Source organism: Pseudomonas sp. 3B-A001-10F (genome assembly GCF_056313565.1).
The window spans coordinates 46650-70705 of sequence record NZ_JBQYFW010000001.1 but is presented as its reverse complement, the minus strand read 5'-3'; the positions used below and the strand labels follow the sequence as shown (position 1 = coordinate 70705).

General features: G+C 53.4%; 36 protein-coding genes and 3 pseudogenes. 22 read left to right on the top strand and 17 right to left on the bottom strand.

Features of this window, described 5'->3' with window-relative positions:
- The first annotated feature begins 48 nt into the window (after positions 1-48).
- Complete coding sequence (locus tag AC0ZWN_RS00460) at positions 49-462, top strand: cupin domain-containing protein (RefSeq protein WP_476333608.1); 414 nt, start codon at positions 49-51, stop codon at positions 460-462.
- Between the two features lie 9 nt (positions 463-471).
- Here AC0ZWN_RS00460 and AC0ZWN_RS00455 read toward each other — a convergent pair whose 3' ends face one another.
- The 3 genes and pseudogenes from AC0ZWN_RS00455 to AC0ZWN_RS00445 all read right to left on the bottom strand — a co-directional run.
- Entirely contained in the window at positions 472-681 is a 210-nt protein-coding gene (locus tag AC0ZWN_RS00455; RefSeq protein ID WP_095126564.1) for a hypothetical protein, read from the bottom strand.
- Complete coding sequence (locus AC0ZWN_RS00450) at positions 656-1867, bottom strand: MFS transporter (protein WP_476333606.1); 1212 nt, start codon at positions 1865-1867, stop codon at positions 656-658. Before AC0ZWN_RS00450 ends, AC0ZWN_RS00455 begins: the two co-directional genes overlap by 26 nt.
- Before the next feature lie 47 nt (positions 1868-1914).
- Positions 1915-2043 (bottom strand): annotated as a pseudogene (locus tag AC0ZWN_RS00445) (ectoine synthase); the annotation flags it as partial.
- Positions 2044-2171: 128 nt separating this feature from the next.
- Here AC0ZWN_RS00445 and AC0ZWN_RS00440 point away from each other — a divergent pair.
- Positions 2172-2552: a hypothetical protein gene (locus AC0ZWN_RS00440; RefSeq protein WP_099759015.1), complete on the top strand. Its 381-nt coding sequence runs from the start codon at positions 2172-2174 to the stop codon at positions 2550-2552.
- 339 nt (positions 2553-2891) lie between these two features.
- Here AC0ZWN_RS00440 and AC0ZWN_RS00435 read toward each other — a convergent pair whose 3' ends face one another.
- Together AC0ZWN_RS00435 and AC0ZWN_RS00430 are read right to left on the bottom strand one after the other, a co-directional pair.
- Entirely contained in the window at positions 2892-3941 is a 1050-nt protein-coding gene (locus AC0ZWN_RS00435) for a tyrosine-type recombinase/integrase (protein ID WP_476333605.1), read from the bottom strand.
- A 1-nt stretch (position 3942) separates the two neighbouring features.
- Positions 3943-4185 carry a DUF4224 domain-containing protein gene (locus AC0ZWN_RS00430; protein ID WP_476333603.1) on the bottom strand — a complete coding sequence of 81 codons (243 nt, stop codon included), beginning with the start codon at positions 4183-4185 and terminating at the stop codon, positions 3943-3945.
- Between the two features lie 407 nt (positions 4186-4592).
- On the opposite strand from AC0ZWN_RS00430, the gene AC0ZWN_RS00425 reads away from it, so the two are divergent.
- Positions 4593-5570: a hypothetical protein gene (locus AC0ZWN_RS00425; protein ID WP_476333601.1), complete on the top strand. Its 978-nt coding sequence runs from the start codon at positions 4593-4595 to the stop codon at positions 5568-5570.
- A gap of 50 nt (positions 5571-5620) precedes the next feature.
- A complete protein-coding gene (locus tag AC0ZWN_RS00420; RefSeq protein ID WP_476333600.1) occupies positions 5621-6157 on the top strand; it encodes a hypothetical protein in 537 nt (178 codons plus the stop codon).
- On the opposite strand, the pseudogene AC0ZWN_RS00415 reads toward AC0ZWN_RS00420, so the two are convergent.
- The 3 genes and pseudogenes from AC0ZWN_RS00415 to AC0ZWN_RS00405 all read right to left on the bottom strand — a co-directional run.
- Positions 6154-6378 (bottom strand): annotated as a pseudogene (locus AC0ZWN_RS00415) (DNA cytosine methyltransferase); the annotation flags it as partial. The gene AC0ZWN_RS00420 and the pseudogene AC0ZWN_RS00415 sit on opposite strands and share 4 nt — an antisense overlap.
- Before the next feature lie 69 nt (positions 6379-6447).
- Positions 6448-7101: pseudogene (locus AC0ZWN_RS00410) on the bottom strand (DNA cytosine methyltransferase); the annotation flags it as partial.
- Between the two features lie 354 nt (positions 7102-7455).
- Positions 7456-7854 carry a hypothetical protein gene (locus AC0ZWN_RS00405; protein ID WP_476333598.1) on the bottom strand — a complete coding sequence of 133 codons (399 nt, stop codon included), beginning with the start codon at positions 7852-7854 and terminating at the stop codon, positions 7456-7458.
- A gap of 99 nt (positions 7855-7953) precedes the next feature.
- On the opposite strand from AC0ZWN_RS00405, the gene AC0ZWN_RS00400 reads away from it, so the two are divergent.
- Positions 7954-8199 (top strand): hypothetical protein, encoded by a 246-nt coding sequence (locus AC0ZWN_RS00400; protein ID WP_476333596.1) that lies wholly within the window; start codon positions 7954-7956, stop codon positions 8197-8199.
- Positions 8200-8743: 544 nt separating this feature from the next.
- Here AC0ZWN_RS00400 and AC0ZWN_RS00395 read toward each other — a convergent pair.
- Positions 8744-8944 (bottom strand): hypothetical protein, encoded by a 201-nt coding sequence (locus tag AC0ZWN_RS00395; protein ID WP_476333595.1) that lies wholly within the window; start codon positions 8942-8944, stop codon positions 8744-8746.
- 223 nt (positions 8945-9167) lie between these two features.
- On the opposite strand from AC0ZWN_RS00395, the gene AC0ZWN_RS00390 reads away from it, so the two are divergent.
- A complete protein-coding gene (locus AC0ZWN_RS00390; RefSeq protein ID WP_476333593.1) occupies positions 9168-9320 on the top strand; it encodes a hypothetical protein in 153 nt (50 codons plus the stop codon).
- A gap of 99 nt (positions 9321-9419) precedes the next feature.
- A complete protein-coding gene (locus AC0ZWN_RS00385) occupies positions 9420-9674 on the top strand; it encodes a hypothetical protein (protein ID WP_476333591.1) in 255 nt (84 codons plus the stop codon).
- Positions 9675-9734: 60 nt separating this feature from the next.
- On the opposite strand, the gene AC0ZWN_RS00380 is transcribed toward AC0ZWN_RS00385, so the two are convergent.
- The gene (locus tag AC0ZWN_RS00380; RefSeq protein ID WP_476333590.1) at positions 9735-9983 is read right to left on the bottom strand and encodes a hypothetical protein; all 249 of its coding nucleotides are present in this window, start codon (positions 9981-9983) and stop codon (positions 9735-9737) included.
- A gap of 81 nt (positions 9984-10064) precedes the next feature.
- Here AC0ZWN_RS00380 and AC0ZWN_RS00375 point away from each other — a divergent pair, with 81 nt between their 5' ends.
- The 4 genes from AC0ZWN_RS00375 (at position 10065) to AC0ZWN_RS00360 (ending at position 11224) form a co-directional block, all read left to right on the top strand.
- Complete coding sequence (locus AC0ZWN_RS00375) at positions 10065-10253, top strand: hypothetical protein (protein WP_476333589.1); 189 nt, start codon at positions 10065-10067, stop codon at positions 10251-10253.
- 88 nt (positions 10254-10341) lie between these two features.
- Positions 10342-10614, top strand: a complete 273-nt coding sequence (locus AC0ZWN_RS00370; protein ID WP_476333587.1) for a hypothetical protein — start codon at positions 10342-10344, stop codon at positions 10612-10614.
- 89 nt (positions 10615-10703) lie between these two features.
- Positions 10704-10928 (top strand): hypothetical protein, encoded by a 225-nt coding sequence (locus tag AC0ZWN_RS00365; protein ID WP_476333585.1) that lies wholly within the window; start codon positions 10704-10706, stop codon positions 10926-10928.
- A gap of 92 nt (positions 10929-11020) precedes the next feature.
- Positions 11021-11224, top strand: a complete 204-nt coding sequence (locus AC0ZWN_RS00360) for a hypothetical protein (RefSeq protein WP_476333584.1) — start codon at positions 11021-11023, stop codon at positions 11222-11224.
- Between the two features lie 5 nt (positions 11225-11229).
- Here AC0ZWN_RS00360 and AC0ZWN_RS00355 read toward each other — a convergent pair whose 3' ends face one another.
- The 3 genes from AC0ZWN_RS00355 to AC0ZWN_RS00345 all read right to left on the bottom strand — a co-directional run bounded on the left by AC0ZWN_RS00355 (position 11230) and on the right by AC0ZWN_RS00345 (position 12368).
- Positions 11230-11709 carry a hypothetical protein gene (locus tag AC0ZWN_RS00355; RefSeq protein WP_476333583.1) on the bottom strand — a complete coding sequence of 160 codons (480 nt, stop codon included), beginning with the start codon at positions 11707-11709 and terminating at the stop codon, positions 11230-11232.
- An 81-nt stretch (positions 11710-11790) separates the two neighbouring features.
- The gene (locus tag AC0ZWN_RS00350; protein WP_476333582.1) at positions 11791-12081 is read right to left on the bottom strand and encodes a hypothetical protein; all 291 of its coding nucleotides are present in this window, start codon (positions 12079-12081) and stop codon (positions 11791-11793) included.
- 11 nt (positions 12082-12092) lie between these two features.
- The gene (locus tag AC0ZWN_RS00345; RefSeq protein WP_476333581.1) at positions 12093-12368 is read right to left on the bottom strand and encodes a hypothetical protein; all 276 of its coding nucleotides are present in this window, start codon (positions 12366-12368) and stop codon (positions 12093-12095) included.
- A 1035-nt stretch (positions 12369-13403) separates the two neighbouring features.
- Here AC0ZWN_RS00345 and AC0ZWN_RS00340 point away from each other — a divergent pair.
- Positions 13404-13712, top strand: a complete 309-nt coding sequence (locus AC0ZWN_RS00340; protein ID WP_476333580.1) for a DUF1654 domain-containing protein — start codon at positions 13404-13406, stop codon at positions 13710-13712.
- A gap of 123 nt (positions 13713-13835) precedes the next feature.
- Positions 13836-14657, top strand: a complete 822-nt coding sequence (locus AC0ZWN_RS00335) for a sce7726 family protein (protein ID WP_476333579.1) — start codon at positions 13836-13838, stop codon at positions 14655-14657.
- On the opposite strand, the gene AC0ZWN_RS00330 is transcribed toward AC0ZWN_RS00335, so the two are convergent.
- From AC0ZWN_RS00330 to AC0ZWN_RS00320, 3 genes are all read right to left on the bottom strand, one after another.
- Positions 14618-15694, bottom strand: coding sequence for a beta family protein (locus AC0ZWN_RS00330; protein WP_476333578.1), 1077 nt, complete (start codon positions 15692-15694; stop codon positions 14618-14620). The two genes, AC0ZWN_RS00335 and AC0ZWN_RS00330, sit on opposite strands and share 40 nt — an antisense overlap.
- The gene (locus AC0ZWN_RS00325; protein ID WP_476333577.1) at positions 15684-16142 is read right to left on the bottom strand and encodes a hypothetical protein; all 459 of its coding nucleotides are present in this window, start codon (positions 16140-16142) and stop codon (positions 15684-15686) included. The genes AC0ZWN_RS00330 and AC0ZWN_RS00325 overlap by 11 nt, the downstream gene beginning before the upstream one ends.
- A 97-nt stretch (positions 16143-16239) precedes the next feature.
- Positions 16240-17106 carry a S24 family peptidase gene (locus tag AC0ZWN_RS00320; protein ID WP_476333576.1) on the bottom strand — a complete coding sequence of 289 codons (867 nt, stop codon included), beginning with the start codon at positions 17104-17106 and terminating at the stop codon, positions 16240-16242.
- Positions 17107-17213: 107 nt separating this feature from the next.
- Between AC0ZWN_RS00320 and AC0ZWN_RS00315 the strand changes: the two genes are divergently transcribed.
- From AC0ZWN_RS00315 to AC0ZWN_RS00280, 8 genes are all read left to right on the top strand, one after another.
- The gene (locus tag AC0ZWN_RS00315; protein WP_476333574.1) at positions 17214-17444 is read left to right on the top strand and encodes a Cro/CI family transcriptional regulator; all 231 of its coding nucleotides are present in this window, start codon (positions 17214-17216) and stop codon (positions 17442-17444) included.
- A gap of 56 nt (positions 17445-17500) precedes the next feature.
- Complete coding sequence (locus AC0ZWN_RS00310) at positions 17501-17926, top strand: phage regulatory CII family protein (RefSeq protein WP_476333572.1); 426 nt, start codon at positions 17501-17503, stop codon at positions 17924-17926.
- Positions 17927-18127: 201 nt separating this feature from the next.
- Positions 18128-18904, top strand: a complete 777-nt coding sequence (locus AC0ZWN_RS00305) for a helix-turn-helix domain-containing protein (protein WP_476333919.1) — start codon at positions 18128-18130, stop codon at positions 18902-18904.
- Positions 18901-19572 carry a replication protein P gene (locus tag AC0ZWN_RS00300; protein WP_476333570.1) on the top strand — a complete coding sequence of 224 codons (672 nt, stop codon included), beginning with the start codon at positions 18901-18903 and terminating at the stop codon, positions 19570-19572. Before AC0ZWN_RS00305 ends, AC0ZWN_RS00300 begins: the two co-directional genes overlap by 4 nt.
- Positions 19565-19774, top strand: coding sequence for a hypothetical protein (locus AC0ZWN_RS00295; RefSeq protein ID WP_476333569.1), 210 nt, complete (start codon positions 19565-19567; stop codon positions 19772-19774). Before AC0ZWN_RS00300 ends, AC0ZWN_RS00295 begins: the two co-directional genes overlap by 8 nt.
- Positions 19765-20067, top strand: coding sequence for a nuclease domain-containing protein (locus tag AC0ZWN_RS00290; RefSeq protein ID WP_476333568.1), 303 nt, complete (start codon positions 19765-19767; stop codon positions 20065-20067). The genes AC0ZWN_RS00295 and AC0ZWN_RS00290 overlap by 10 nt, the downstream gene beginning before the upstream one ends.
- Positions 20064-21371, top strand: coding sequence for a tyrosine-type recombinase/integrase (locus tag AC0ZWN_RS00285; RefSeq protein ID WP_476333566.1), 1308 nt, complete (start codon positions 20064-20066; stop codon positions 21369-21371). The genes AC0ZWN_RS00290 and AC0ZWN_RS00285 overlap by 4 nt, the downstream gene beginning before the upstream one ends.
- A gap of 302 nt (positions 21372-21673) precedes the next feature.
- Positions 21674-22063, top strand: coding sequence for an antiterminator Q family protein (locus AC0ZWN_RS00280; protein WP_476333564.1), 390 nt, complete (start codon positions 21674-21676; stop codon positions 22061-22063).
- A gap of 342 nt (positions 22064-22405) precedes the next feature.
- Here AC0ZWN_RS00280 and AC0ZWN_RS00275 read toward each other — a convergent pair whose 3' ends face one another.
- On the bottom strand, positions 22406-23041 hold the full coding sequence (locus AC0ZWN_RS00275; protein ID WP_476333562.1) for a hypothetical protein: 636 nt from the start codon (positions 23039-23041) through the stop codon (positions 22406-22408).
- Positions 23042-23399: 358 nt separating this feature from the next.
- On the opposite strand from AC0ZWN_RS00275, the gene AC0ZWN_RS00270 reads away from it, so the two are divergent.
- Positions 23400-23720, top strand: a complete 321-nt coding sequence (locus AC0ZWN_RS00270) for a phage holin family protein (protein WP_476333560.1) — start codon at positions 23400-23402, stop codon at positions 23718-23720.
- Positions 23721-24056: the final 336 nt, after the last annotated feature.

Below are 24056 nucleotides of genomic sequence, written 5' to 3'. Positions count from 1 at the left end.
CTCCCAAAGTAGCGGTCACACCACCACTGCGTTTGAGAGGGCAACATCATGCATCGTCCACTGTTACTGGCCAGCGCTGCGCTACTCGCTTCAATGATCGGCATCGTCCACGCGGCTGACGCGCCAGCCAAGAGCTGGCAACAAGGTTTGAGCCGGACCGATCTGGTGCGCGAGGACCTCGGTGCTGCCGAGCGCGAAGTGATTCAGGCGCGAGTCGATTTCGAACCGGGCGTGACCTCGCCCCGGCATGCGCACCCGGGTGTCGAGGTCGCTTACGTGATCAGCGGCACGTTCGAATATCAACTGGAGGGCAGGGCGCCGGTGACGTTGAAGGCGGGGGATTCGCTGTTCATTCCGCAAGGGGTGGCGCATGTGGCCAAGAACGTGGGTGCGGACAAGGGGTCGGAGTTGGCGACTTACATCGTCAAGAAGGGTGAACCGGTGCTGATTCTCAAGCCGTAGGTCCGCGATTCAATGGAGCGTCGCCGCTCGGCGACTTTCGCCAATCCTGATTCGGTCCAGCGCTCGGTTCAACGCGTCAAGGGCATCGAGAAGCGCTTTGGCCTCGGCTTCGCGACCTTCGCCCCAGAGGCGCTCGGCCATTTTGTTTAAGGCCTGGATCGAACGCTCAATGTCTGCGGCGGTGGCTTTGTGTTCAGGGGCCGGTGGTTTCTTCGGCATTCAGGGGTCCTCTGCTGACGGCAAACCACCATACCGCTGCGGCGCCCAACAGCATAGTCAGCAAGGCCAGAATCAGGATCACTCCTTGTGTGCCCAGGCTTGAGGCCAGCAGCGCCACCAGCAACCCCGCCAAAGGTTGCGAGAGATTATTGAGCAAGGTGATCACGCCCACGGTCTTGCCGAAGTCTTTGGCCGGAATCACCCGCTGACGGATGCTGCGCATGTAGATGTTGAACATCTTGTCGAAGCCGACGATCAGCAGGAACCCAAGCACATAGCCGGCCAGATTCGGACTCAGTGCACTGATGAGGGCGCCAGCGGCGATCATCGAGTAAGCGAGCCCGCCCAGTAACCGTTGCGGGATCTCAACCCGGGCGAGGAAGAACAGAATCACGATGGTGGTGACCGCGCCCGCTGCCTGTAGACCGGCGTAGGCATCCTTGCCGGCACTGAACTCGCCGATCACCATCGCCGCCGAAGTGGCCAGCGTGACGCCGACGATCAGATTGACGCCGACGGCCAACAGGATGATTTTTTTCAGTTCCGCCAGTTCACGTATATGCCCGAAAGCGATACGCAGCGGTTGCAGCCAGATGTCCTGATGCTGCTCGAACACTTCCAGGGTGATACGGCTGAGGCGTTGCCATACCAGCATGCTCAGGTCCGCCAGCAGGAAGAGCCCGGCGACCCACAGCACCACCCAGTGCCAGGCCCATACCTCCAGCAAAAGCGCAGCCACCAGCGGCCCGAGCACCAGCCCGGTCTGATCGGCGATCTGCGAATAGGACAACGTCTTGGTGTAGCTGTAGTGCTGGAAAATATGCGGCATCAGCACCTCGCGGGCCATGATGCCCTGAGTGGTCAGCACGCCACACAGCGCCGACAGCACGACGACCCAGGCGATACCGCCGAAGAGGGCAAACATTGCCACCGCGATCAGGCACAGCAGTGCCCGGTAAACCTGGCTGATGTGCAGGATGCGGATGGGCGAAAACTTGTCGCACAAGGCTCCGCACAGCGGAAACGCGAGAAACCGCGGCAGCGATTCGACGAAAAACGCCAGACCTGCCCAGGAGGCGCTGTTGGTGGTCTGGAACACCACCAACGGCACGATGAACAGCAGGATCTGATCTGCCAGCCGCGACAGAAACAGCGAGGTGAAAAAGGCGAGGTAGTCCTTGCGCAAAGTAAACTCCTTGTTATTGACGGTCAGGCCTTGCGGCCAGCTGTGCTTCAGTATGCCGATCCTAGGCTGTCATTGAGATTATGCCGCTCATCCCCGCGCTTGGGCGGGTTGAATACGCTGGCGAGGATCAGGTCTTGCTCCTTGCCCTCGCGCAGGTAATGACGATCGTGTTGGTCGAGTACAAGAAAAAAAACGTCGGTTGAGTGACTGCAATTTTAACGAGCTGTTTGCCGGCGGCTGGCCGATATTTGCAGTCTCGACGGTATAATCGGATCTTTTTTCTTGAAGTGAAAACAGGGCAGATATGGAGCAGGACAGCCGCATTCTGAGCGCTCTCAAGCGTTTTCGTTATTTGATCCTGGCGGTCATGGTGATCGCCTCCCTGGTCAGCGCGTTCTGGCGCTTTACAGGCGGCTGGAGTCAGTTTTGGACATGCGTAGGAGCGCAAGCGTGGTTTACCCAAGCCGTGTTTGCTTACCTTCGCGGGGGCTGGGTAGCAATCGGCCCCGGTGGACTGCCGAGGGATGCCAATCCGATCGGCAGGGCACTGTTGGCTGCAGTGGCGCTGGGGCTCTACTTGTTGATGTTCAGCTACGAAGAGCAGAAGCCCGACTCTATTTATGAACGACGCGCCTCGGACTGGACCATGCCTACACGGGAGGAGATGCGGCGTTCGGCGGAGTGAAAGCGGGTGCTGGGCTGAAACACGTCTGGTGCAACGTGTGATCTTCACTTCTACGTCCAGTAAAGTCATGGAACACGATGAGAAGGACACGGAAATTTCGTGACTTCCAGAAACGACAAAGCCCTGAATAATCAGGGCTTTGTCGGTACAAAATATGGCGGAGGCGATGGGATTCGAACTCATGGACCTGTTACAGTCGACGGTTTTCAAGACCGATATGCAAAGCCAATGAAACCGGGGCCTGTAGCCACTTTTCGTTACGATACGTTTATTTTTTGACACCTCTACAGCCCGCATTCAACAAGGGGCGGATTTTGAGTTTTGTAACGGTTTTTGGGGCTATTTCGATGGCTTGGCAATGGCGCCAATTCGTCGATAGACGCGCTCGGTAATGTCTCCTTTGGTGTGCCCCAAGAGTAGGCTCGCATCGCCGACGTCGAGGATTTCCGACGCCGCTTTCGGCCTGATGTCTCTGAACTGGAAGCCTCCGATTTTCTCAGCCAGCTGAACATCGCCTTTTTCTTCAGCTTCTTTCTTGGCCCTTTCTCTGGCGTCGTCCCATCGATCGCGAAGCATCTTCGCTGTCATCCGCTTGCCGCGTGCGCTCACGATCAAATAGCTGCAAATATGCTGAGTATTGCGCTCGGCCATTTTCCCGATCAACAGGCCCAGACTGTTCGGCTCATCACCGTCAGTCATCAGGATGCGCAGCTTTTTGTGTGTCTTGTTCTGCTGCACACCCAAGTAATCTCCCTCGACATCGTCCTTCCTCATGACCAGGACATCTGCCGGTCTTTGCCCGGTCAGATAGGCCAAGTCCATCGCGTCCTTCAGCTCTTGAGCTGCCTTCACGTAAACAGCATCCCAAACAACATCATTCGCATAATAGTCCCTCGGTGTTTCCTTGTTTTTTCGCACGCCCTGGCAGGGATTTTCTTTGGTCGTCAGCCCCCATTCTCGAGCAATGTTGAAAACGTGGGAGAGGGTAGCAATCTCGCGATTTGCCCGAACCTTGGCCGTCCGCGCGTCCCGGTAGCCTGCGATGGTTGCGGGGGTGATCGAGTCAATAGGAGCGCTGTCGAACATCGGTCGAAGCTGCTTGATCTCCGAAAGGTTGTCTTTCTGCGTGCGAGGAGCTTTCTTCGATACGATGTCGCGGATGTATCGGTCGAAGATGCCCTTCATGGTGCGGAGATCGAGCGGCTTTTCTTTGGCCTCCAGCTCCGCCCATTTGATCCTGGCCAAGTCCAGATCCTTGCCCAGCGGGATCGCCTTGCCTGTCATGTCCAGGTAGTAATAGGCGACCCACACCTTTCCGCTTTTTCGTGTTCGCGTCCACTGGTACATCCGAGGCGGCAAGTTGCGTGTGTCGGCCTTGCGGGGGCGCATATCAATTCACTCGCGAGTAGTCAGGTGTCCATACCGGTGCAGCCGGCGGCGGGTTCGGATCGGCAATCGTAGAGCTGATCATGCCCAGCTTCATTCGGGCATACATGCGGCCCACCAGCGGGCGCTTGCCGCGGCTTTCGACGAAGACCCACTGGCGTTCAATCAGCCAACGGCGCTGGTATGCCCGGGCCTTGTAGCCGGTGAGTTCGGCCAGTTCCTCGTCGGAGAGGATTTCGTTTTCCATAGCGATGCTCCCTGCCGCTGTAGTCGGCAGAACGTGGATTAGTTGTTTAATTTTTTATGAGACAGGTAAGCGGTGCGATTGAGTTGAAATTTAAAGGCGGCGCTGTAGCGCCTAATGAGGGTAGCGAGAGAAACCTCTGATGAGGTACCTTTGTAGTACGTAGTGGCAAAGCGCCAATTGAGAGCGGTTTTGTGGATTTAGGGCTCCTCCAACAACGAATTTAAGATTTCCGTGATGCTAGTGATTGGATGCGGTTCCCCTGCCCGATAAACTTTTCATTTTCATCAGTAAGGTAGCTAGTGATCTCCTAAAAAATTTTGAGAAGTTTATAAAAATACAGCGAAATCCCCTATTGAAAAAGCAAGGGTGAATTTCAAAAAAAACAAATGAAACTCTAAGGGAATAGAATGCAATTAATTCTTCAACCATGCGGCCGTGCTGATGCGCGGAAAAATTTTGAAAAAACGATAAATAAGCCCGTACCTATTACGCAAGTTTTATCGCATATGCCCGCCAAAGAGCGTGACGGACTCCTAAAGGCATTTCCCGACGGTGTAGCTGTGTGGGGGGTTACACCAGGACAAAATCAAATAAATGCAAACAAGTGGGGGCGAATATCCATCGGTGATACCGTGCTGCTTTATCAGAATAAAAGGTTCTTCTTCAAGGCAACGGTCGCATATAAAGCTCACGCTCCAACTCTAGCAATGGCTCTATGGGGGGCAAATGATGATGGTGTCACATGGGAGTACACTTATTTTTTAACCGACCTTGAATGCGTAGAAATCGAGATTGGGCGGTTTAATTCTGCTGCTGGATATGCGGGGAATTATGTTGTACAAAGCTTTAATGTCCTTAGTTTGGTTGCAAGTGAGAGAATTCTAGAGCGACTAGATCTTTTGCCGGGGGTTGGAGCGGTAGCATCTAGTTATATAGATATTGCTGCGGCTAAGGTTGCACTTTCAAAGTTGGATGACGAGTTAGATGTTCCTTCGTCTACTCGTAGACGAAAAGAACAGGATCTTTTGAGGACCATTGTCCTAGGGGGCAAGAGTGAAGAATCTTGTTCTGTCTGTAATCGCTCGCTACCGGTAGACTTGTTGGTTATTGGTCATATCCGTAAGCGGCACTCTTGCACTCCAGCAATAAAAAAAGATCTAGCTAATGTGATGCCTGTATGCCTTCTGGGGTGCGATCGTCTATTCGAAAATGGTTACATTTACATAGATGACAAAGGATTGATTCGGGCAGCCAAGCAAGTCGAGTCTATAGTTGAGCTTAGGTGTGTAGTTGATGGTTTGGTGGGTAACGTATGTGCTGCTTGGGGAACTGAGTCAGAGCCATATTTCGCGTGGCATCGGCGTCATCCACGAAAATTCAACTAGGACGGTATTGGTATGAAAAATAGTTGGTTGATTAACGCAGAGTTTATGAGATGAAAGTGAGTGAAGGGGTTGGGGCTGCGTTAATTGCTGGCTTGATAGGTATTGTAGGCTCCTGTCTGGGCGCATTGGTGGCTGGCAGTTATGCGGCAGATGCTGCAAAGGCACAAATAGACGTTCAGTTGAGGTTGTTAAAGTCGGAGACCGCATTGAAGTTGATGGAATATCGGGCGGAGCCAATGGCAAATCTATACTCTGCAATCAGTAGGTTTGACAATGCCAATTTAGAGGGAGATGAGTTGCGAGCCTCCGCTAGAGGCGTTGCAGCCGCCGCCGCATCTTGTGCTGCCCGACTAGATGGGAAAGCAAGTGAGCTTTGCTCTCACATTGAGGGAGTAGCAGCAGATTTTGCTCACATTCCACCAGATGATACGAAACAAAAAATGTGGGCAAATAATTTGATCAATACTAATTTTTTTAGGTTGAGGGATGTTTACGCAGGCATGCAAGATGCCGCGATAAAGGCAGCAATAGGAGAAGGTGATTTAAATTCTTCGACTATTAGAGTGGCCAAAGATCCAGTTGACTAATCTCGATAAGATAATGATCGCATCAGTCTTCTGCCTATCCAGCGCAACAACGGAACGGCTTTGCTATTTCCTAAGGCTTTATAACGGGGAGCGTCCGGACACTTGTCGATTGACTGACTGCGCCAAGGTATTAGCGTGTAGTTGTCTGGAAAGCCTTGGCACCGCTCCCACTCAATTACGCTGGTTCGACGCACACCTCCGGGTTCCAGTACATATGCCTCTCTGTCATCGAGAGAACCTCCCCCTTGTGCCGTGAGAGTAGGATGAACTGCGAGCTTCTCCGGCCATCCCGGCGGCCGATCCCTGCGAGGGCCTTCGCGCTCAAAAAGTACCTCGGTGGGATCGAATCCGTCTCGAGCACTTGCGACAACGAACACACGCCTGCGTCGTTGGGCCAAGCCGAAATATTGGGCGTCCAAGACCCGCCACGCGATTGTTCTTTTGGGTCCATACACACAACCAGCGTCCGGCCATTTCTTCCCTGAAGACTGCAGTTCGCAGTCTTCCCCAGCAAGCGCGCCAAGAAAGCATCCGAAGGCGTTGCCTTTGTCGCTGAGGACACCGGGGACGTTTTCCCAGACGACAACGCAGGCGGGCTTTCGCTGGCGGGCGCGAACATAGTCAACTGCATCTGCAAGCTCCACGTATTTGATGGTGAGGGCGCCGCGCGGGTCGGTGAGGCCTTCGCGCATGCCTGCCACGCTGAACGCCTGGCAAGGTGTCCCGCCGACGAGCACGTCCGGCGCGGCGATCTTGCCGGCCAGCACCTGGGCGCCGAGTTTGGTCATGTCGCCTAGGTTCGGCGTGTTCGGGTAGTGGTGAGCCAGCACAGCGCTCGGGAATGCTTCGATCTCGGCGAACCAGGTCGCCCGCATACCGAGCAGCTTCCATGCATGGGTTGCCGCCTCGATGCCGGAGCAGACCGAGCCGTAAGTGATTTCCATATGGGGATCCTCGCCGGCTGGCGTGATTAGTAGACGGTGAGCGCTCCAGACAGGCGGAGCATGGTTTCGTTTTGCATGACCTACTCTTGAGGAGCAGTTCCCAAATCCAAGGAGGTCAAAATGTCTAAAGGTGGCGGCGGTAAAACCGGGGGCGGGTCTGGTGGGGCAGGTAAAGGAGGAGGTGGCTCATCTCGAGGCCCCTCAAGTCACCCCGGACCAGGCGGTAATTGGCCGAGCACCACGGGTGGAGTGTCTGGAGGCAATAGAGGTAATGCTCCGTCAGCACCAGGAAAGAAAGGCTGATTTTTAAGCGTAAGGTTTTATCCTGCCCTCAGCGCAATAGGTGAGGGCAGGTCATGCAGCCTGCTCTTGCTGCTCAACAGGCTTCGGTGGCCACTCGGAAAAACCAACCTTCGGTACCTTGGTTTTCGGATTGAGGATTGACTTTCCCTTGGTGTCAGTCAGTACCGCCTTCGCCCTGATCTTCAGATCACGACAGCGCAAAGTCTTGCGAGCCAGCTCCATGAACTGCTCGGCGTATTGAGGCGCGTCGAACATTGGCGAGAGCTGACGCACTGTAGCTCCCCCCATTATCTTCTCAGCACGCTTACGAACCATCTCAAGCCACTCATGCTCCGGTATTGGCTCGACGCCGCCTGGAGCCTTCAGGTTCTTGCGGGTGCCACTCGTTTTCTTGCGCGCCTCGGCAGTGGCGACATCAATGGTCATTCCAAACACAGCGAAAGTGCTCATAAGCATTCTCCAGGCATACGCCTGCCTCGCCGGCTGGCGTGATTCGTAGAAGTGGGGTATTTGTGTTCGGCCCGGCATGGAGCCGGACAGGGAGCGGTGATGTTTGCGAAAATTGTTGTGGGATTAATGATCGGATTTGTAGGTGGTTTTGTTGAGGATCGAGCGCCATCCTGGAGAAAGAAAACAGAGATTATTTCCGAGGTTTTACTTTTCCTTGTTGGGCTCTCATTTCTCATTTCATCATTCATGTTCGGCGCAATTTACGGCGTGATGGCGATAGCTGAAATCGCTATTGGGTACTTCGCATACGTAAAAGTATTTCGATCAGAAAAGAAACACTTTTAGTTTTATGCAGTAAGACGGGGCCCCCGGTGACCGTATGCGACATGGTGGAAGCGGTGGGGATGGTGTGGTCCCTTTATTTGTATTAGTGAGTATGGAGAGACAGTGGAAATTTATCGTAAAGGTTCGGAGAGCTCGGGCGACTGGGTCCATATCGTGAAGCGCCCATCGAAAAAGGATGAGCCGTGGCGCCTCGTTTTCGGAGCTCACCATTATGGCGTGCCTTACAAAGGCCCATGTGTCTCTCTTGTGCACAAACGCTGCAGAATTACAGAGAACGGTGAGCGAGACTACAAAATCGAGCTCGACTTTCACGAGATTGCCTCCATGCTCGATTTGTTGGCCGGGTCTGGGATTGATCAATATGGTCCCGTGCTCTCCGAAGCTCTGTCTGGGTCTGTCCGGTCTCTCAATCGACTGGTCGCCGCTGCGAGCGGATTGCCTTTACCAAGCCAAGAGCTTGAGGACTAGTTAATTGCAGTTGCTAATGTCTATTCCAGAGCGCGCTTCAGCTGTTCGATGAGATGAGCTGGTAGGCCGCGCAAAGTCAGCGTGCCACCGGCTTCATCGAACTCAATCTTCGACCCAAGCAGGTGTCGGCGTTGGCGTTGTAGCTTTCGTTGAGCTGGCTCATCAGATCGTCGCGAGCCTGGCTCTCGACCTGCTCGGCGTTATCGAGGAACAGAACTGCCGGGAGGCCGTCCGGTTTTTTGTCGATCTTGTGGATCACGCTGTGGAGAACTGGCATTGCGAATACCTCGAGCAGGCGCCGCCCTCCGTGACCGGTGGTGGCAATTTGGTTTGGGTTGGGGTATTACGTACGAATATTCTTTTAGCCACCAAGGGCGTAAACAGTGAGTAAGAAAATTCCCCAGTACGAGCATGACGAGATATTTCGGGGCTCTCGAATCCTGTCGACGAGAGTTAGTGGCCCGCATACGAAAAGGGCTACCCCTCTTAAAGAGAGCTATATGTACTATAAGGCCGAAGCCTCGGTTAGCACTTCTGAAGGGGGAGCTATTGATGGCGCGAACGCAAAAACGGAGATCATTTCTGACAATGTTGAAGAGGTGAAGCTCAAAGCCTTGAAGAAAGCTCAACAGTTAGCGGAAACGACTATCTGAGTCGCGAGTTTGCGCAATCTACTAACGGATACACCAATTAGGGTGAATTGCATTGGCCTGGTCTACGCTCTGAATTCGATTAAATTGAACGAGAGCGCCATGAGCAGTCAGCCAGAAGAAACGCCGGAAATTCGCCGTAATAAAATTCTCGCGGATGCAATTGGGCTTACGCATTGGGAGGTTGCGGAGTACGTCGTGAGCATTCAGAGGAAAGACGATAGTGGCGAGTACACTGTGTACTTCGGTATACAAACGCCGAAGTCTGTACTTGATAAAGTCGTTGGAATTACGGGAGGGCTTTTCGTCCACACCAAGCCCATTGACTTCCAGGGTCTTCAAACAACTAGCATCTAGCCTAAGTCGATTCCGGTCTTGCTGAACTCTTCAAGCAGTCGCGACTGCTTTTCGGTTATCTCAAAATCGGGTCGCGACATAGCTGTAAAAGCGAGCAGACTCTTCGGCAGACCAGCTGCAAAGGTTGATGAGGAATGTCGACACCATCTCCTGCCATTCCTCGAAGCCGTGGCGCTCGCCGAGGATCACTAGGGCATCATCAAGCGCCTTCGAAACAATCAGCGATCGCTTCTCGGCGCCGATGCGATCGAGCAGCGCCTTCTCCTTGGCTCGCTTGTCCTTCTTCAATTGCGCGTTACTCGTGGCCATGGCCTACCTCTTCAATTCCGCTGGCCGGCTCGTTACCAGGTGGTGTATCTATGACTCAACTCACACTGGCAGGAGGCCGACATGAGGTTGCAGAGCGATGTAGATGCGCTAGCGGCTATCGAAGAGGACGCTAAAGCGATGCTGAAACGGATAGGGCTGCCGGACGACGCGGTGAAGCTGGAGGTGGTCGTCTTTCTTCGTGAGGTGATCGAACTGGCCAGTTACATGGAGTCGGCGCATCGGTTGGTTGAAGCTCCGTGCACTGTTTGAGTTCCGGCGTGCTGGCGTATTGATGGCCGTTGCGGTACTTGTGTTCGGCCCGGCCCGGCCCGGCGTGGAGTCGGAAAGGAGCTACAGCATGAGCTGCGTTAAGCAATGTCTTCAGTGGTTTTCCGCTGGTGCCGCAATTATCTCTGCAGGCCTTTGGTTTTACTCCGCAGTCGTTACAGTGAAGCCTGATCCGGCTCGCCTAGAGCCAAATGGCATGCAGCCCCTTACGCACACAGATACCGATGCGGGTTCCGACGTTCACGAGACATTACGCAAACAATCAAAAATTAATGCGTGCGCAGCAGTGGTTGCTTCAATTGCCGCCTTGACACAGGGAATTTCTATGTTTATTCCGGACTAGGCGCCGCCCTCCGTGACCGGTGGTGGCAATTTGGTTTGGGTTGGGGTATTACGGGAGATCGGCATGGGGCCGATCTTGGGTGGATTGTTATGATTGATAACCGTGAAAATGCTCTGGAGCTCGCGCTCGGCATGCTGTTGGCTTCGATTGATATTCAGGGGCTAGATGCTAAAGATTTTGTAGATCATGCCTCCGGACTTGTCACGAAAGCCTCTAAGCATTTCGAAAACGATGCAGTTGGGAGTCGAGTTGTAGCTGAGCTTCACAGCGCCTATGCGGAAATGTTGACTTCGAAGCAGCGAAGTGAGGCTTGAGATGATTTTTTTGGTCCGACTGCTTTTAATCGCGCGAGTTGGGTCTAAAGAACTAACGATGACCGGCATGGAGCCGGATCAAGGAGTTCAGCGTGGAAAATAAATACTGGTTCGGCTTCAAGCAAAAGGGCGGCGCACCTATTCCGTGCGGGCCTTACAGCCATGATGAAGTAAATAGGGAGCGAAATCGAGCGAAGGCGAAGGATGCTGATGTATCTGTTTGGTTTATCGCGGATAACTCCGACGATGCTCAGGTCAAGGCTGACTTTCACATGCAGGAGGCTAAGCAGCCTTAATCGTTCTAGCCGTCGTCATCGGCGTTCATTTGGAGGGATTCGGCGAAACCTGCTTGCCTTAATTCGCGCGCCACGTTTTCAGTTATCTCGTAACCGTGGCGCTTAATTCTGAAGAAGGCTGCGGACTTCTCGGCGCCCAGCGAGTGAGCATGTGCGATCAGTCGCCAGATGGTCGCCCGGTCTTTCGTCTCGCCCAGTTCGTTGCTGAGCGCTGAAAGCCGATCACGCATTCCCTGGCGGAAGTAGTGTCGGATGATGTCGGACGGCCCTTTGACTTTCGGCGGCGCCGGCGGCAGATCCTCGGCCCGGCCATTCAGTACCAGCAGTTGCACCGCCTCGCTGACTTCCTTGATCTCATGCCAGTGAATCAGCTCGTCGAGCATCCGCCTGGTACCGTACGGCACCGTGTGCCGCAACTCCTGCTCGCCCACTTCCTGCCGCTTCTCGGCGAGCCTGGCCGTTCGTTCTTCCTGGGTCACAGCCATGGCCTACCTCTTCAATTCCGCTGGCCGGCAAGTCCAGCCAAGTCTGTCGGCGGCGTGTCGTCGCCCGGTTACTGATGCGTTTCATGAGTTGAACTTGAATCCGTTCTCGCTGGCGATTAGCGCAACCCGCTTGACGTGCATGTGCAGTGTCTTGGCCGTCTCGCTGATGGTCTTGCCGGCTTCGGCCAGTTCGCGAACCTTCGGGGCGATCTTGTTGCGCTCGACGCGCAGACGGTCGTGGTGCGGTGTGGATGCCAGCTTTGGATCGCCAGTGACGCCACTGGGGATTTGCTGAGCTTTACCGCCAGAACCGAAGAAATGATCAAGTTGCTGGTTCAGGTTGTCGAGCAACTGGTCTCGTGGGTTTGGCATTGGTGCACCGATCAATGCACACCTTCCGCCAAGCGATTCGCCTGCTTTTCGAATGCAATCGCCATGTTCACTGCTACCTGATAGTTGAAGCGAAAGGCCTTGGTCTTTCCGGTGACCAGATCAACGATGTGGTAGGCATTGCCGACCGTCTTCACTTGGAAGCGTACTTTCTTATCTGGCGCCGCCAGACCTGCAAGGCGGGCGAACTCTCCACGGGCTGCGTGAGAGCGAACAAACAAGGCGTTGAGAACTTCCCGGCGCTGTTGCATCAGTGGTTGCGTTTGCATGGCTGATCCCTCGGTGGTGGGGTTGCGTGTATTCGTCAGCACTCGGCGTCGCCTGTTGGTTGCCGTTGGGCGCAGTGGAGAGTGCTGACGGATAAAGGCGGGTGAAGAAAAGGCCCAACTGGACGGGAGGGCCTTTTGGTGTTTCCGATGCAGTGATTTCAGATAGCAAGCTTTTTGGCGGGTTCGATCAGCGCCAGAACGCTGCGACCCCGGCGGTACATCGCCAGCGCCTGCGGGGAACGTGCGGCGGATCGGTTAGCAGGGCTCTAGAACAGGGCGGTTCTGGCCGCACATGCGAAAGCGCTGCGCCGATCAGGATGATCAGGAGCATGTGGATCTCCGGTTGAGTGCAGGTGACCAGCGTCTGCTGGGTTGGAGTCCGCATCACTGCTGTACCCTGTCTCCAAGGTGCAGCAGTGATGCTCGTCGCTATGCCGTTAGAACCGGTCTCTCTGCGCGGCGCACCATTAGCACCTTAGTTGTGCGGCGCGCCGGAGCTCGACGATCTCGTCGCATCGTGTCGTCATTGACCATTGAGTGCATAGCGATCAACGAGGCCGCGACCGAGATAGCTCTTACATGCACCGCTGATGATTCCCGATTCCATTGTTCTGACTCCGGTTGTTTTCCCAATACGCCCGGTTAGCCAGGCGTATCAGTGAAAGTTTCCGTGTCCCTTCGGCGCTACTGGCGCGGTACGGGCTCGCTCAAATTGTTCGTCCGACCGCGACTCTGTCCGTCAGATAACTCGATTTGGCGCTTTACGCTGCACGCCCGGGTCAGTTGCCAACCCTCTGAACCGTTGAGGCCGGTTCATCGCTGCCTTCGAATCTGAGCCGGCGGTGATCCGGCAAGGGGTGTCGCTAAAGAGCGGCGGATCTCTTGAGGTCCTTCGCGGTGGCGGTGTGTCGTTGCGATGGGTCTAAATTAACCGCCGGTTTCATTGTCGTCAATACCGGCGGTTAATTAAATTTGCAAAAGTTTTGTTATGCTTTGGGTATACTGTATGGATGTACAGTTATCGGGAGCAGGTAGATGTCGATGGCAAAAAAACTAAATAAACTTGAGAGACACGCTATGTCGGGTCTGGAGCGGCTATCGCTCAGGGTGTCGTCGATGATCAATCACCCGGTCGCGCAGATTCAGCGCTGGGTGACGATTCACCGCTTGGATACGGATGGAGATCGGGAGTGGGAGGAGGTGATAGCGCTGTTAAATGAAACGGACGGGATCGACATTACATTCAACGACGACGAATCGGTGACGCTGAAGTGGGCGGCGAGCGCAGAAGAGGGTCGGCCGGTTGAGGTTTATGAGCCTTTAGGGGAGCTGGTGCCTTTCTAGCAGAGTGGTTGAGAAGGCTACACTTAAGTAAGCATAGATGTGATAATAGCGGGCGAGATTGATGGCTCTGAGCTATCATTGATTAATGATTTAACTGTTTCTTACCTCAGGAGTCTCTACTCAGTGTTTTCAGAGAAAGAGATAAAGGCGCTACTCATTGACTGGCTTTTTGATAAAGGCATGATCAATGACGCGGTTATAATTAACGAGATGGTTGTCGCCAACTGGTCTCGTCGAGCAGATATTGCGGTAGCAAATGGTCGTCTATATGGCTTTGAGATTAAAAGTCATTTTGACACTCTGAAAAGATTACCTGGGCAAGTTGAATCTTTTCAGGCGCATTTTGATAAAGTTGTGGTAGTTGCTGCATCAAAGTTTATCACCTCGATATTACGAGATTACCCTTCGGAGATTGGCATTCTTGAGGTTTACGAGGCATTTGGGCAGGCAAAAATTCGTCAGGTACGAGCAGGCCGCATATGCGAAGTGAAGGATAACTTAAAGCTTACAAGCCTAATAACTAAGTCAGAGCTCGAAAAGTTTGTAAAGCAGAATGAGGCGTCTTTTCGACCTGGAATGCTTAGGTCGGAGCTGGTCAGCGCTTGCGGAACAAGAGCAACCAAGCAACTGCGATCGTATGTTTTGGACTGCATCAAGCAGCGGTATAAAGAATCTTTTAATAATTTCATGAGTGAACGACGCAACAGTACGACTGAGTCATGCCTAGACCTCCTCAGCAAAAGCGCAACAACTCGAGCTAATTTTGAACGCCAAGTCGCTATGTATAGCAATGCGCATCGCACAACTCCGCGGGCTGAAAAAAAGATTGACTTTAGTATGCTAGGTGATAGGGCTGAGGCTCTCGGATTTGAGATGCCTCAGTCCGTCTTGGTTCGTCGAATAACTCAGAAGTCAAAGTCGTCAAAGTCTTCCTCATCTGACTGACTTTTACTATTTAGTTCGATTTGCCGGCTAATATGCATGTTAACTCGTGCGGCGATCCACGATGCTGGAGTTTTCATGTTGTCGATCTCGCCTTTTGAAGCTTGAATGATTTTCTTCGCTCCCCATGTTTCATCATCTGCTATCTCGGGAAACGCATCAATAATATCATTGGCCGCTGAAATGTAGCCTTGTGAATTGGTATCAGAGCGTCGCTCAAAAACCCAGGCATCATTAAGTGGGTAGTCTATTCGTGCTATGAACCTTCCACCGGAAGTTGTATATACTCTGGAGTGGATTGACCCGTGATCACCATAAATTACAGCTTCTCTACCTATCGCGGCATGGAGCTTGGTTTCCATGATGTCTATTACACCGGTTCTCCCCTTGCTGTTTACGTCGATGAACGGCATAACAGAGGAAGGGAAACTAGTTGATGCAACACTAATAATTGCGCTGTCTACTTCATCGCGGATGGAGTTTATCAACGTAACTGTGCCGGCAAGAGAGGCATGAAGAGTATCTCGAATATACCCTGCATCAATTATTACCAAAGCGTTGTCAGAAGAGTCCAGTGCTGAGAGTGCTGCAATGACGTTATTGGTCTGATCGCTAAAGCTCTGAATCTTGAAAACAATTTTTCCGAGTCCTGTGTTTTCAAACGCACGAGCTTGTCGGATAACTTGAGATATTTTCGAGTCGTCAGTTATTTGGATTACTGGAATTACCGGGTGGTTAATGCCGTCAATGAAATTTCTCCAGTTTTTAAAGTCTGAGTCTGGATTTCTCAGTTCAAATATATCTCTGGTCAGATAGCTAGGGTCCGTAGTTAGGTCCAAAGCGAAAGGTCTGCCATCAGAAGCCGAAATTACTTCTCTTAGTGATGTTACGGTGTCAGTTTGTCGTGGCCAAACGCCAAGAGTGAACAGAGGAATAATGGCATCCTTGCATGAGTCGGAAAGCTCGCCGAAGCCTTTTACTTCGGCAGGTCGGCTTCGCAGGTTGGGATAATAGCTGTAATCGTTAAAGTCAATTGTCATCAATCATATCCTCAGATTCAATCCTTTGCTCTTCGGAAGAGGGCTCTGGAGCTCTCTTGGCGTTGGGTGTTGCGCGCCGCCGAGGCTTTGCAGCGCTCTTCATAGTTGTAGCTATCACGTATGATCCGATTTCAGTAAGTCTGTCGTTGGCGTATTCTAATTCGCCAACTCTTGCGGCTAGCTCTATCGATTTTTGCGCCTGCTCAGATGCGGTATGGCTTAGTTGACCGTTTATCCCGATTAACTTGAAGCAAAGTCGCGTTAAAAAAACGCCGATTAAGATTGCGGATACCCAGCCGGATAGGCTGAGCCACAATGTTTTCTCGCCGGAGTTTGAGTAGTAGACAGACAAAGCAATACCTGCTGCCCCCAAAAAGGTGCCAGCTACACCGTAATAGAATCCAGCAAGCGAAACGCTATCAGAGTGTGATTTCCTTTGATCTATCACCGCGGGACTCCCTTTCCTTACCTTCAATAAATTTGCTTGGCAGTATGTTTCGTCAATTCCAGATCAGTAGGGGCTAGGATTGGTGAGGGGCATGGCGTTATACCAAGTGAGCATTCCAAACCAACAGCACTCGTGCTTGGATGAAGGTCTCGTCGGCCCTGATCGTCTGCGGCGGGTGCCTTTCGTTATCCGAAAGCATCTTGATCTGGTCGTCGCCAATCCACTGGAGGCGCTTGATGTAGAGGTGACCTTCCCAAGAGAACATGTAGATCCCATCCCCTACGAATTCCCGGATACTGATGTCAACCAGCAGCGGGTCTCGATGCTTGATCGTCGGCGCCATCGACTGGCCCCAGCCGGTCACCATCTTCAGATGGAAATGCTCTTTGAACTCGACCCCCATCTCCCGCAGATGTTGAGGGCTTACCCTCACATCCTGCAGCATCTCTGGATAGTCGTGCGGAATCTGTCCACCACCCATGGCTGCACGGACGTCATAGTGCGCAATCCACACCTCATCACCCACAATTCCCGGCCGGTAGTAATCAATCTCGATGGCGCCCCCGGCATCATCTGCTTCAGCGGCTGCTATCAACCGTTGTCTGGCAGTGTCAGTAAGCCCCTTGCCCTGCTTATCAAGCATCTGGCGGACGATATCAGCGGCCGAAAGCGCCGACGTCGATGGCGCTTCGGCGACACTAGTTAGCCCGCTGATCTCGCGCGCAAGTCGCTTACTGAAGCGCTCGACTGGAACGCCAAGTAAGCGCGATAGAACCGCCGCAAACTTGGCGTTCAGAGGGTTCGTACCGTTCAAGTACATCGCTACTGCAGCGGCCGAGATATCAGCCTCCGCGGCAAGACTCGCCTGGGTCAATCCGAGGGCGTTCTTTTTCGATACGAAAAGCGCCTTCGCGGCGTCGCACTCAGCTTTCAGTTCTGGGGATAGCTCTTTCTTTCTGCTCATCCGTTGAATTTAACCGTTGGTTAATTTTATTGCGGCAACCGCCGGTGTTGCTGGAAAGCTAACCGGCGGTTAATATTGGATCTGGCAAAGTTTGCTGAGGCAACGAAATGAAAAAGACGCCACTGCCGGAACTGGTTGAGCGAATTGGTCAGTCTGCTGTCGCCAAGGGCCTTGGCGTTAGCGCACCAGCCATTTCCAAAGCCTTGAAGGCGGCTAGGGAGATCCTGGTCATCGAGCATGAGGACGGAAAATTGACAGCGGAGGAGGTTCGTCCTTTTCCGTGCCAGTTACCAGTTCAGAGAACACCCACCCGACACTTCCGCCCACCGATCCACTGAGCAAATGATCGCTCCTGCATTAGCAGGGCGCCACGTAAAGAATTTCGAGGTGTTACATGCAGGAATTGATGAAGGCGATCTACGACGTGGTTGACGACCATGGCACCAAGAAAATCGCCGAAGGGGCGGACTTCAAGTCACGGACGCTTCTTTCCCAGAAGGCAAACCCGGACTACGACACCCACCGCATGAACGTGGAAGAACTGCATCGGATCATGAAGTTCACCCAAGACTTCCGTCCGCTCAAAGCATGGGCGGAGGCGTTCGGTTTCGAGCTGGCTCCGAAGAAAAAGCCGGAAGGCATCAATCTCAACGCCGCACTTCTTCGACTGCATGCCGACCTTGCTGATGTTACTCGCCTTGCGTTCGACGCACAGGCTGATGAGCGCGTCTGCTCGGTCGAGAAAACGAGCCTGCTCAAGGAGGCGGAGGAAGTGATCGTCAGCCTGGAAGTGTTCAAGCAGTCCGTGAAGGCAGCCTGAATAGCAGACACAAAAAAGCCGACGGAGAAGGTCGGCTGATTCGCAAAACTAGAGAGACCTGATTATGCAGAGCCAGCCAAATTCTAGCAATACCCAGAACAATGTCGCGACACGTTTTCAGAGTTCGCAAAGCGTGTCGCAACACACGTCATCTCGTTTTGCCGAATTGAATATCGGAGCCTCGCTGTGAGCGTTCAAGCAATGTCATGGGCGCTGTCTTTGCCCACGCAAGTTCTCAAGGATGCCAGTGCCCGGCACGTTCTGCTGTGCCTGGCCAACTATGCCGGATCGAATGGTGCTGGCGCGTTCCCGTCGGCTACCACGCTGGCTCAGGACACCGGTCTTTCCGAGCGCACAGTACGTTACAAACTGAATGACTTGGAGACGTCCGGGCTGATCAAGCAGGGCAACCAGGCGATCGCTGCTGTTCACATTGATCGCCATGACCGACGCCCAGTCGTTTACGACCTTCAAATATTTCGGGGTGCAAATGCTGCACCCCGTTCGGAAAGGGGTGCAAATGACGGCACGGGGTGCAATTCACAACAGAACGGGGTGCAATCTACGACAGAACGGGGTGCAGCGACTGCACCCAATACGTCAATTAACCATCAGGTAACCGAACAGCAGCTGCAGCGCGAGTTTTCTGGCGTGGTCGATGATCAGGATCGACAAGCTCTCGATTCTCTCGAAGATCCTCGCCAGCGCTTTTCGATGTTTGTCGACTGGGAGTTCAGCGCTAAACAGTTGGAAGACCAGCTTCGCCTGATGTGCTTGCCGATCTCATCGGCTACCGATGAGTTGATTAACTCGTTCAAAGGTTTCTTCATCGCCAAACCCGATACCCGTGACAACGCCGCCGGCTGGTGCCACCGCCTTGCCAAGTGGATCAAGCGTGATCGCGCTGTGAAGTCCGGCCACATTGAGGAAGAAATGGATGCGACCGGTGACTGGACTGCCAAGGGGGTTCGGGTATGAAATCTGCACGCGATCTTATTGCCGAACGGCGAACCGACCCTATCTACAAGCCGACGTCCGACCCAGTAGTTGCCGAGGTTGATCCATCGACCAAAGCTGTCATCGACGATTTGTTCCTGCGTCTTCGCGGTGCCTGTGGCGCATGGCGCCAGTCTTGGCCGACTGAGGCCGTGATGAACGCCTCGAAGCTTGAATGGCTCGGCGAGTTCATGCGCTCCGGGATCAACCGGATGGAACAAATCGACCACGGCATGCGCGTCCTGAGTGCGAGTAAGTCGGCATTTGTTCCGGCGCCTGGCGTTTTCGTTAGCTGGTGCTTTGCCCCTGAAGGGCTGGGATTGCCGAGCGTCGAAAAGGCGTACGCCCAGGGTCTTCGCAACTGCCATCCCGCTATGCGTGATTCGGCCAAGTGGTTGCACGCTGCGGTCTACCACGCTACTGCGGCCGCTGGTTTTCATGGCCTGCCATTGCTCTCGCGTGAACTTGGTTTGGCGAGCTTCGAGCGTCACTACTTGGCCCAGTGCAGGAAGATCTGGAAGGGTGAACCCCTAGGCTCTATCCCTATTGCTGAACTTGCTGAGCCTAAGCCTGATCGCAACCCCGAAGTGGGTAACACCGCTTTGGCCAACTTGCGCGCGATGCGTGCGGGGAGGGCAGAACGTGTGTGACCGTCGCCTTGCTGTACCCGAAATCGATACCTATCGATTCGCAGTGTTCTGCTGCTCGTTCAAGGTTGATTTGAGTTCGCCACCTGATCACGCGCTGGCGCTGTTTGCCGACGAGGCCATGGCCAAGCGTTATGGCTCGTGGATGTGGCCGGGGACCTATGAAGTCATTGACGTCGTGACGGGGAAGCCTTCATGCGAGTGAGCTCGAAGAAGCTTCGCGCCTCCGCCAACGGCCAAGAATGCACCGTCCGGATGCCGGGAATCTGCAACCACAATCCAGAAACCACCGTTCTTGCGCATCTTCCGTGCGGCCAGAAGGGCATGGGCATGAAGGGCTTCGACACCGTAGCGGTATACGCCTGCGGCGCCTGCCATGACGTCATCGACGGTCGCGCTGCCGGCGACATCGACTGGCAGGATATGCCGCGAGCCATTGCCGAAACCCATGAAGGCCTGATCCGGGCCGGAATTCTCACCGTAAAGGGGGCTGCATGAGCACGGCCGCGGTGAAGATCACCGAAGCCGAACTTAAGCGGCAGGCCACCGGCACCGTTCAGGATGTGCGCGACCTCGAAAACAAAGGACTGTACCTGCGTTTCAACAAGGCTCGCACCGGCGGGTCGTGGTACCTGGTGCTGAAGGGCAAATGGAATCCCATCGGCACGTTCCCCGAGCTGTCCCACAAGCAGGTCGTCGCCGCGCTGCCGTCGGTTCGCCTGCGTCTGGCCGCTGGCGAAGGCGCGAACTTGTCGAAGTGGAACGCCGTCGGCGAACTGCTGGACTGGTTTGCTGACCGCATGTCACGCGACCGCAACCTGTCGACCAAGCGCAAGAACACTGGCGCGTCGATGATCAAGTGCCACCTGAAGCCACGCCTCGGCGAATTGCCGCTGATCGGCATCGACAAGGCGACGCTCGACACCCTGCTGATGTGGCCGCTGCAGGAGACCATTTCAATCGACTACGTGCGCTCGGTGTTCCAGTTGCTGGCCCTGGCATTCCGTCAGGCGGCCAAGCTGGGCCTGATCACGTCCAATCCGATGGCGGCGATCAAGTTCAATGACTTCTCCAAGGCGAAGGTCGGGATCAAGCCGTCTCGCCTGCGCGGCGTTCAACTGGAAGGCCTGCTGCAGCAGTTGGCCGAGGTCATGCCCGTCGCGCCGCTGGATTCGATGCTGGCTCTGATGATGTTGTGCCACGGCACTCGGATCGGCGAAACCCGCATGGCGCGTTGGTCGCACATCAGCCTGGCCGAGCGCGAGTGGTTCATCCCGGCTGAGAACACCAAGACCGGCGTCGAACACCACCTGCCCCTGACCGAGCAGGTTTGCGCGTTGTTGGTCCGGTACCGCGAAGGTCAACACGCCCGAGGCTATGACGGTCAGTGCCTATTTCCAGCACGTAACGGCAAGGCGCTCGGCGAGGCTCAAGGCTGCGCCGTGTTCCGTCGGCTGGGGCAGGGCGAGTGGACCAGTCACGACCTGCGCAAGGTGGCCCGCACCGGCTGGGCAGACCTCGGCATCGACCACCTAATTGGGGAACTGCTGATCAACCACGCGATGAGCCACAACGTGAAGGTGTACATCCAGTCGGACGTGATGAGCCGCAAGCGTAATGCCCTCGAGCAGTGGCACGCGCATCTAGATCAGAAAGGCTTTACAGCGATTCACGGATTGACCGGCTTTAGATTTGAAGATTCTGGTAATCCGCTGCAAGCCGCAGAACATAAGGCCTGCAAGGCCATTAAAGAAACAACCATAGGCGAGGTTTCAAAACATGCAGAAAAGGCCAGTGCCTAGCTTTAAGCGAGAACGGATCAATTTGGAGCCATGCTCGATTTGCAAGGGAAAAGCGGTTGTAAACGGACTGTTTTATGAGCTGGTTTGTACTGATTGCAACGGCTCAGGTTGGGTTGTTTGGGGTAGCAAATTGGTGCTTTCTTCCGACGAGTTGGTTACCCAATTAAGTTTCAAATTGCAGCAGGCTCAGCGTGAAATTTTGTCTTTGAAAAGTCCGGGCCAGTTGGACGGATTACAAAGCGGAAGCTATAAAGCGAACCGCCTGGGGGCGGGTGGCACGAACTACACAGGGGATTGAGAGCATGATGATTCGTAAGCCAGCAGGGCGCCCACTGGGGGACACCGAATATCTGCTTGAGCAATGGGGTTGGTGGCGGATGGATGAGGTCGGGATATCAAAGTGCAAATCACCTACACTCGCATTGATGCGACAGGCGACGCCGCAGGTTTCATTAAGTAAGAACTATTGCATTACTGACGATTGGGCAATTGCTATCGACAACGCCGTCGCGAAGCTCGCGCACCGTGACAAGCAGATGGGCGACATTATATGGCTGTATTTTGGTGCGAAATGGGCCATGGTGCGTGTGGGGAGGCATTACGGTATCAGTGAAGGAAAGGCGAGAGAGCTAATGCGGGGTGGCGTAGCATGGATTGACTGTTCTGTAAGTGCTATGCGCGAAGCTGCTTGAGATTGATCAGCGATGGCTGCCATTTTTCTGGCAGCCATTTTTATTTAGACTGTTTAAAATGGAAGTTTCATACAGGATGACTGTGCCGTGTCATACAATCTCCTTGCGAGATCGTAGTCGTTGTATTCCTGCGTTGTGTGGAAACGGTATTCTTTGTTTTCATTAACATTGAAATAATAAAAAGTAAATTGCCCAACTTCTAATAGCTGGTTGAAGGAGTACTGTAGGACTATCGTAAAATTGTCGTTTTTGGTTCTAACTTCTGCCATCTCGTCATCGTAAGTCCACGATAGAGATCCTCTATCTGTCTCTGCGATGAGGTTGCTGACGAAGTTTACAATTTTAGGCGGGAACATGTTCGGTGCTCCTTGAGAGGCGCGATTGCTCTAGGATGGATTTAATTGCCAGAATGTCATTGTGAATCAATGTTTTGGCGGTTTTCGTCAGCGGGGCCGCTATAGTGCTGTGGGTAGACTTCTGTAGACTGAGTTCAGTTTTATTTATACTTTTGTCGAGTTCTACACCAAATTCGCTTTTATCGTGAAGCTTCGCATAGGACTTGCGAAAATACTGAAAGCACTTTAACGAAAGAGTGTAACTTTCAGATGATAAATGGTTGTTTGTTTCATCTAGGGCGGACAGGCATTCACTTAGATATGCGGAGCTATCAATTACTCGTGCGCGCATTAATATTTTTTCAGCTTGGATCTGTATCCCTTTCGTAATTCGAATCGAATGTAGGACTTCGATGATTGTTATGATTAGTGCAATAAGTGTGGCAATGGTTCCCCAATAAGATAATGTATTGAGGGATGGGGTGTCGGTTGTTATCTTTACTTCGTTGAGTTTTGCGATACCTAATATGCATAACGCTGCAATGACATAGATTATTCGTAAATATTGATCTTTTATGAATTTCATAAGGTCTTGAGCTATGTTGGTTTTTGAGTAGTTGGATTGATTTTTTTGTTGGTTCATGCATTTATTTTAGCAGAGCTGAGCGTGAGCTGAGTATCCATTTTTGGGGCATAGGCTCGCTACCTCATAAAGCAAATACGGTAGGGCGCGTTTACGCCTCACGTCGTTTAGCACAGAAAAGAGCCTAAGCCGCTGCGAAGTAGTGCTTTTCCGCACGGAATAACTCTGCTTTGATAGCAGCGTGGACTGCTGTGAATGCAGCATGACGCCTTTCAAGAACCCGGCCATCGAGCCGGGTTCTTTATTCCTATCCCAAGCCCTGCACATTGCAGGGTTTTTTTGTTTTCGGCCCCACGCCTGTCTCCTTGCCTAAAGCGGATGCCAGCAGCGTGGAGGTCGACCTATTAGAGGACTCAAGATGAACCCCGAGCATCAGTCATTGACCGATGTACCTTTGTGGTTGTTGGTTCTGTTGAGCCTCGCCGGTTTGTCTGGAGAAATGCTGCGGGCATCAGGCAGCGACCTAGGCCTTCGCCAAATCCTTCAGAGAGTAGCGTTACGCTTTCTTGCTTCTGGCCTGCTGGGTATGGCCACTTTGCTGCTCGCAATGGCGCTCTGGAACAATCTTTACCTGGCTGCCGGATTGGGCATCGTCATTGCGGTGATTGGTGCCGATGTAGCCGGTGGTTTGTACACTCAGTTCTTGGCAAAGAAGGCAGGCGTTCAAGTCGAAGAGTAAGTTGCAGACAATCAAATATTCCAAGGAGATCGGACAATGCTGGTTCGCGTGAAAGGCGGGAGGAGGACGCTGTGGGTCAAAAGTGAGCCCCGACCTGACTTGGCGCTGACATCGCCGGGGACCCTAGGGTTATCCGAAGGATACGGGGTCGGAAACCCGCGGGAAAGCGTTAGCCACAGGGCTGGAAAGTTAGTTGACAGCGGTTGACAGGTTGACAAGAAATTCTGTGTTTTCAGCGACAGAGTTCGCATGATCCAAACAGTGTTTTTTAGTGAGGTCCCCCCGGTTCTATTGGGCTGTAGGCGTTTTCATGCCTGTTCAATTTCTTGAACAGCA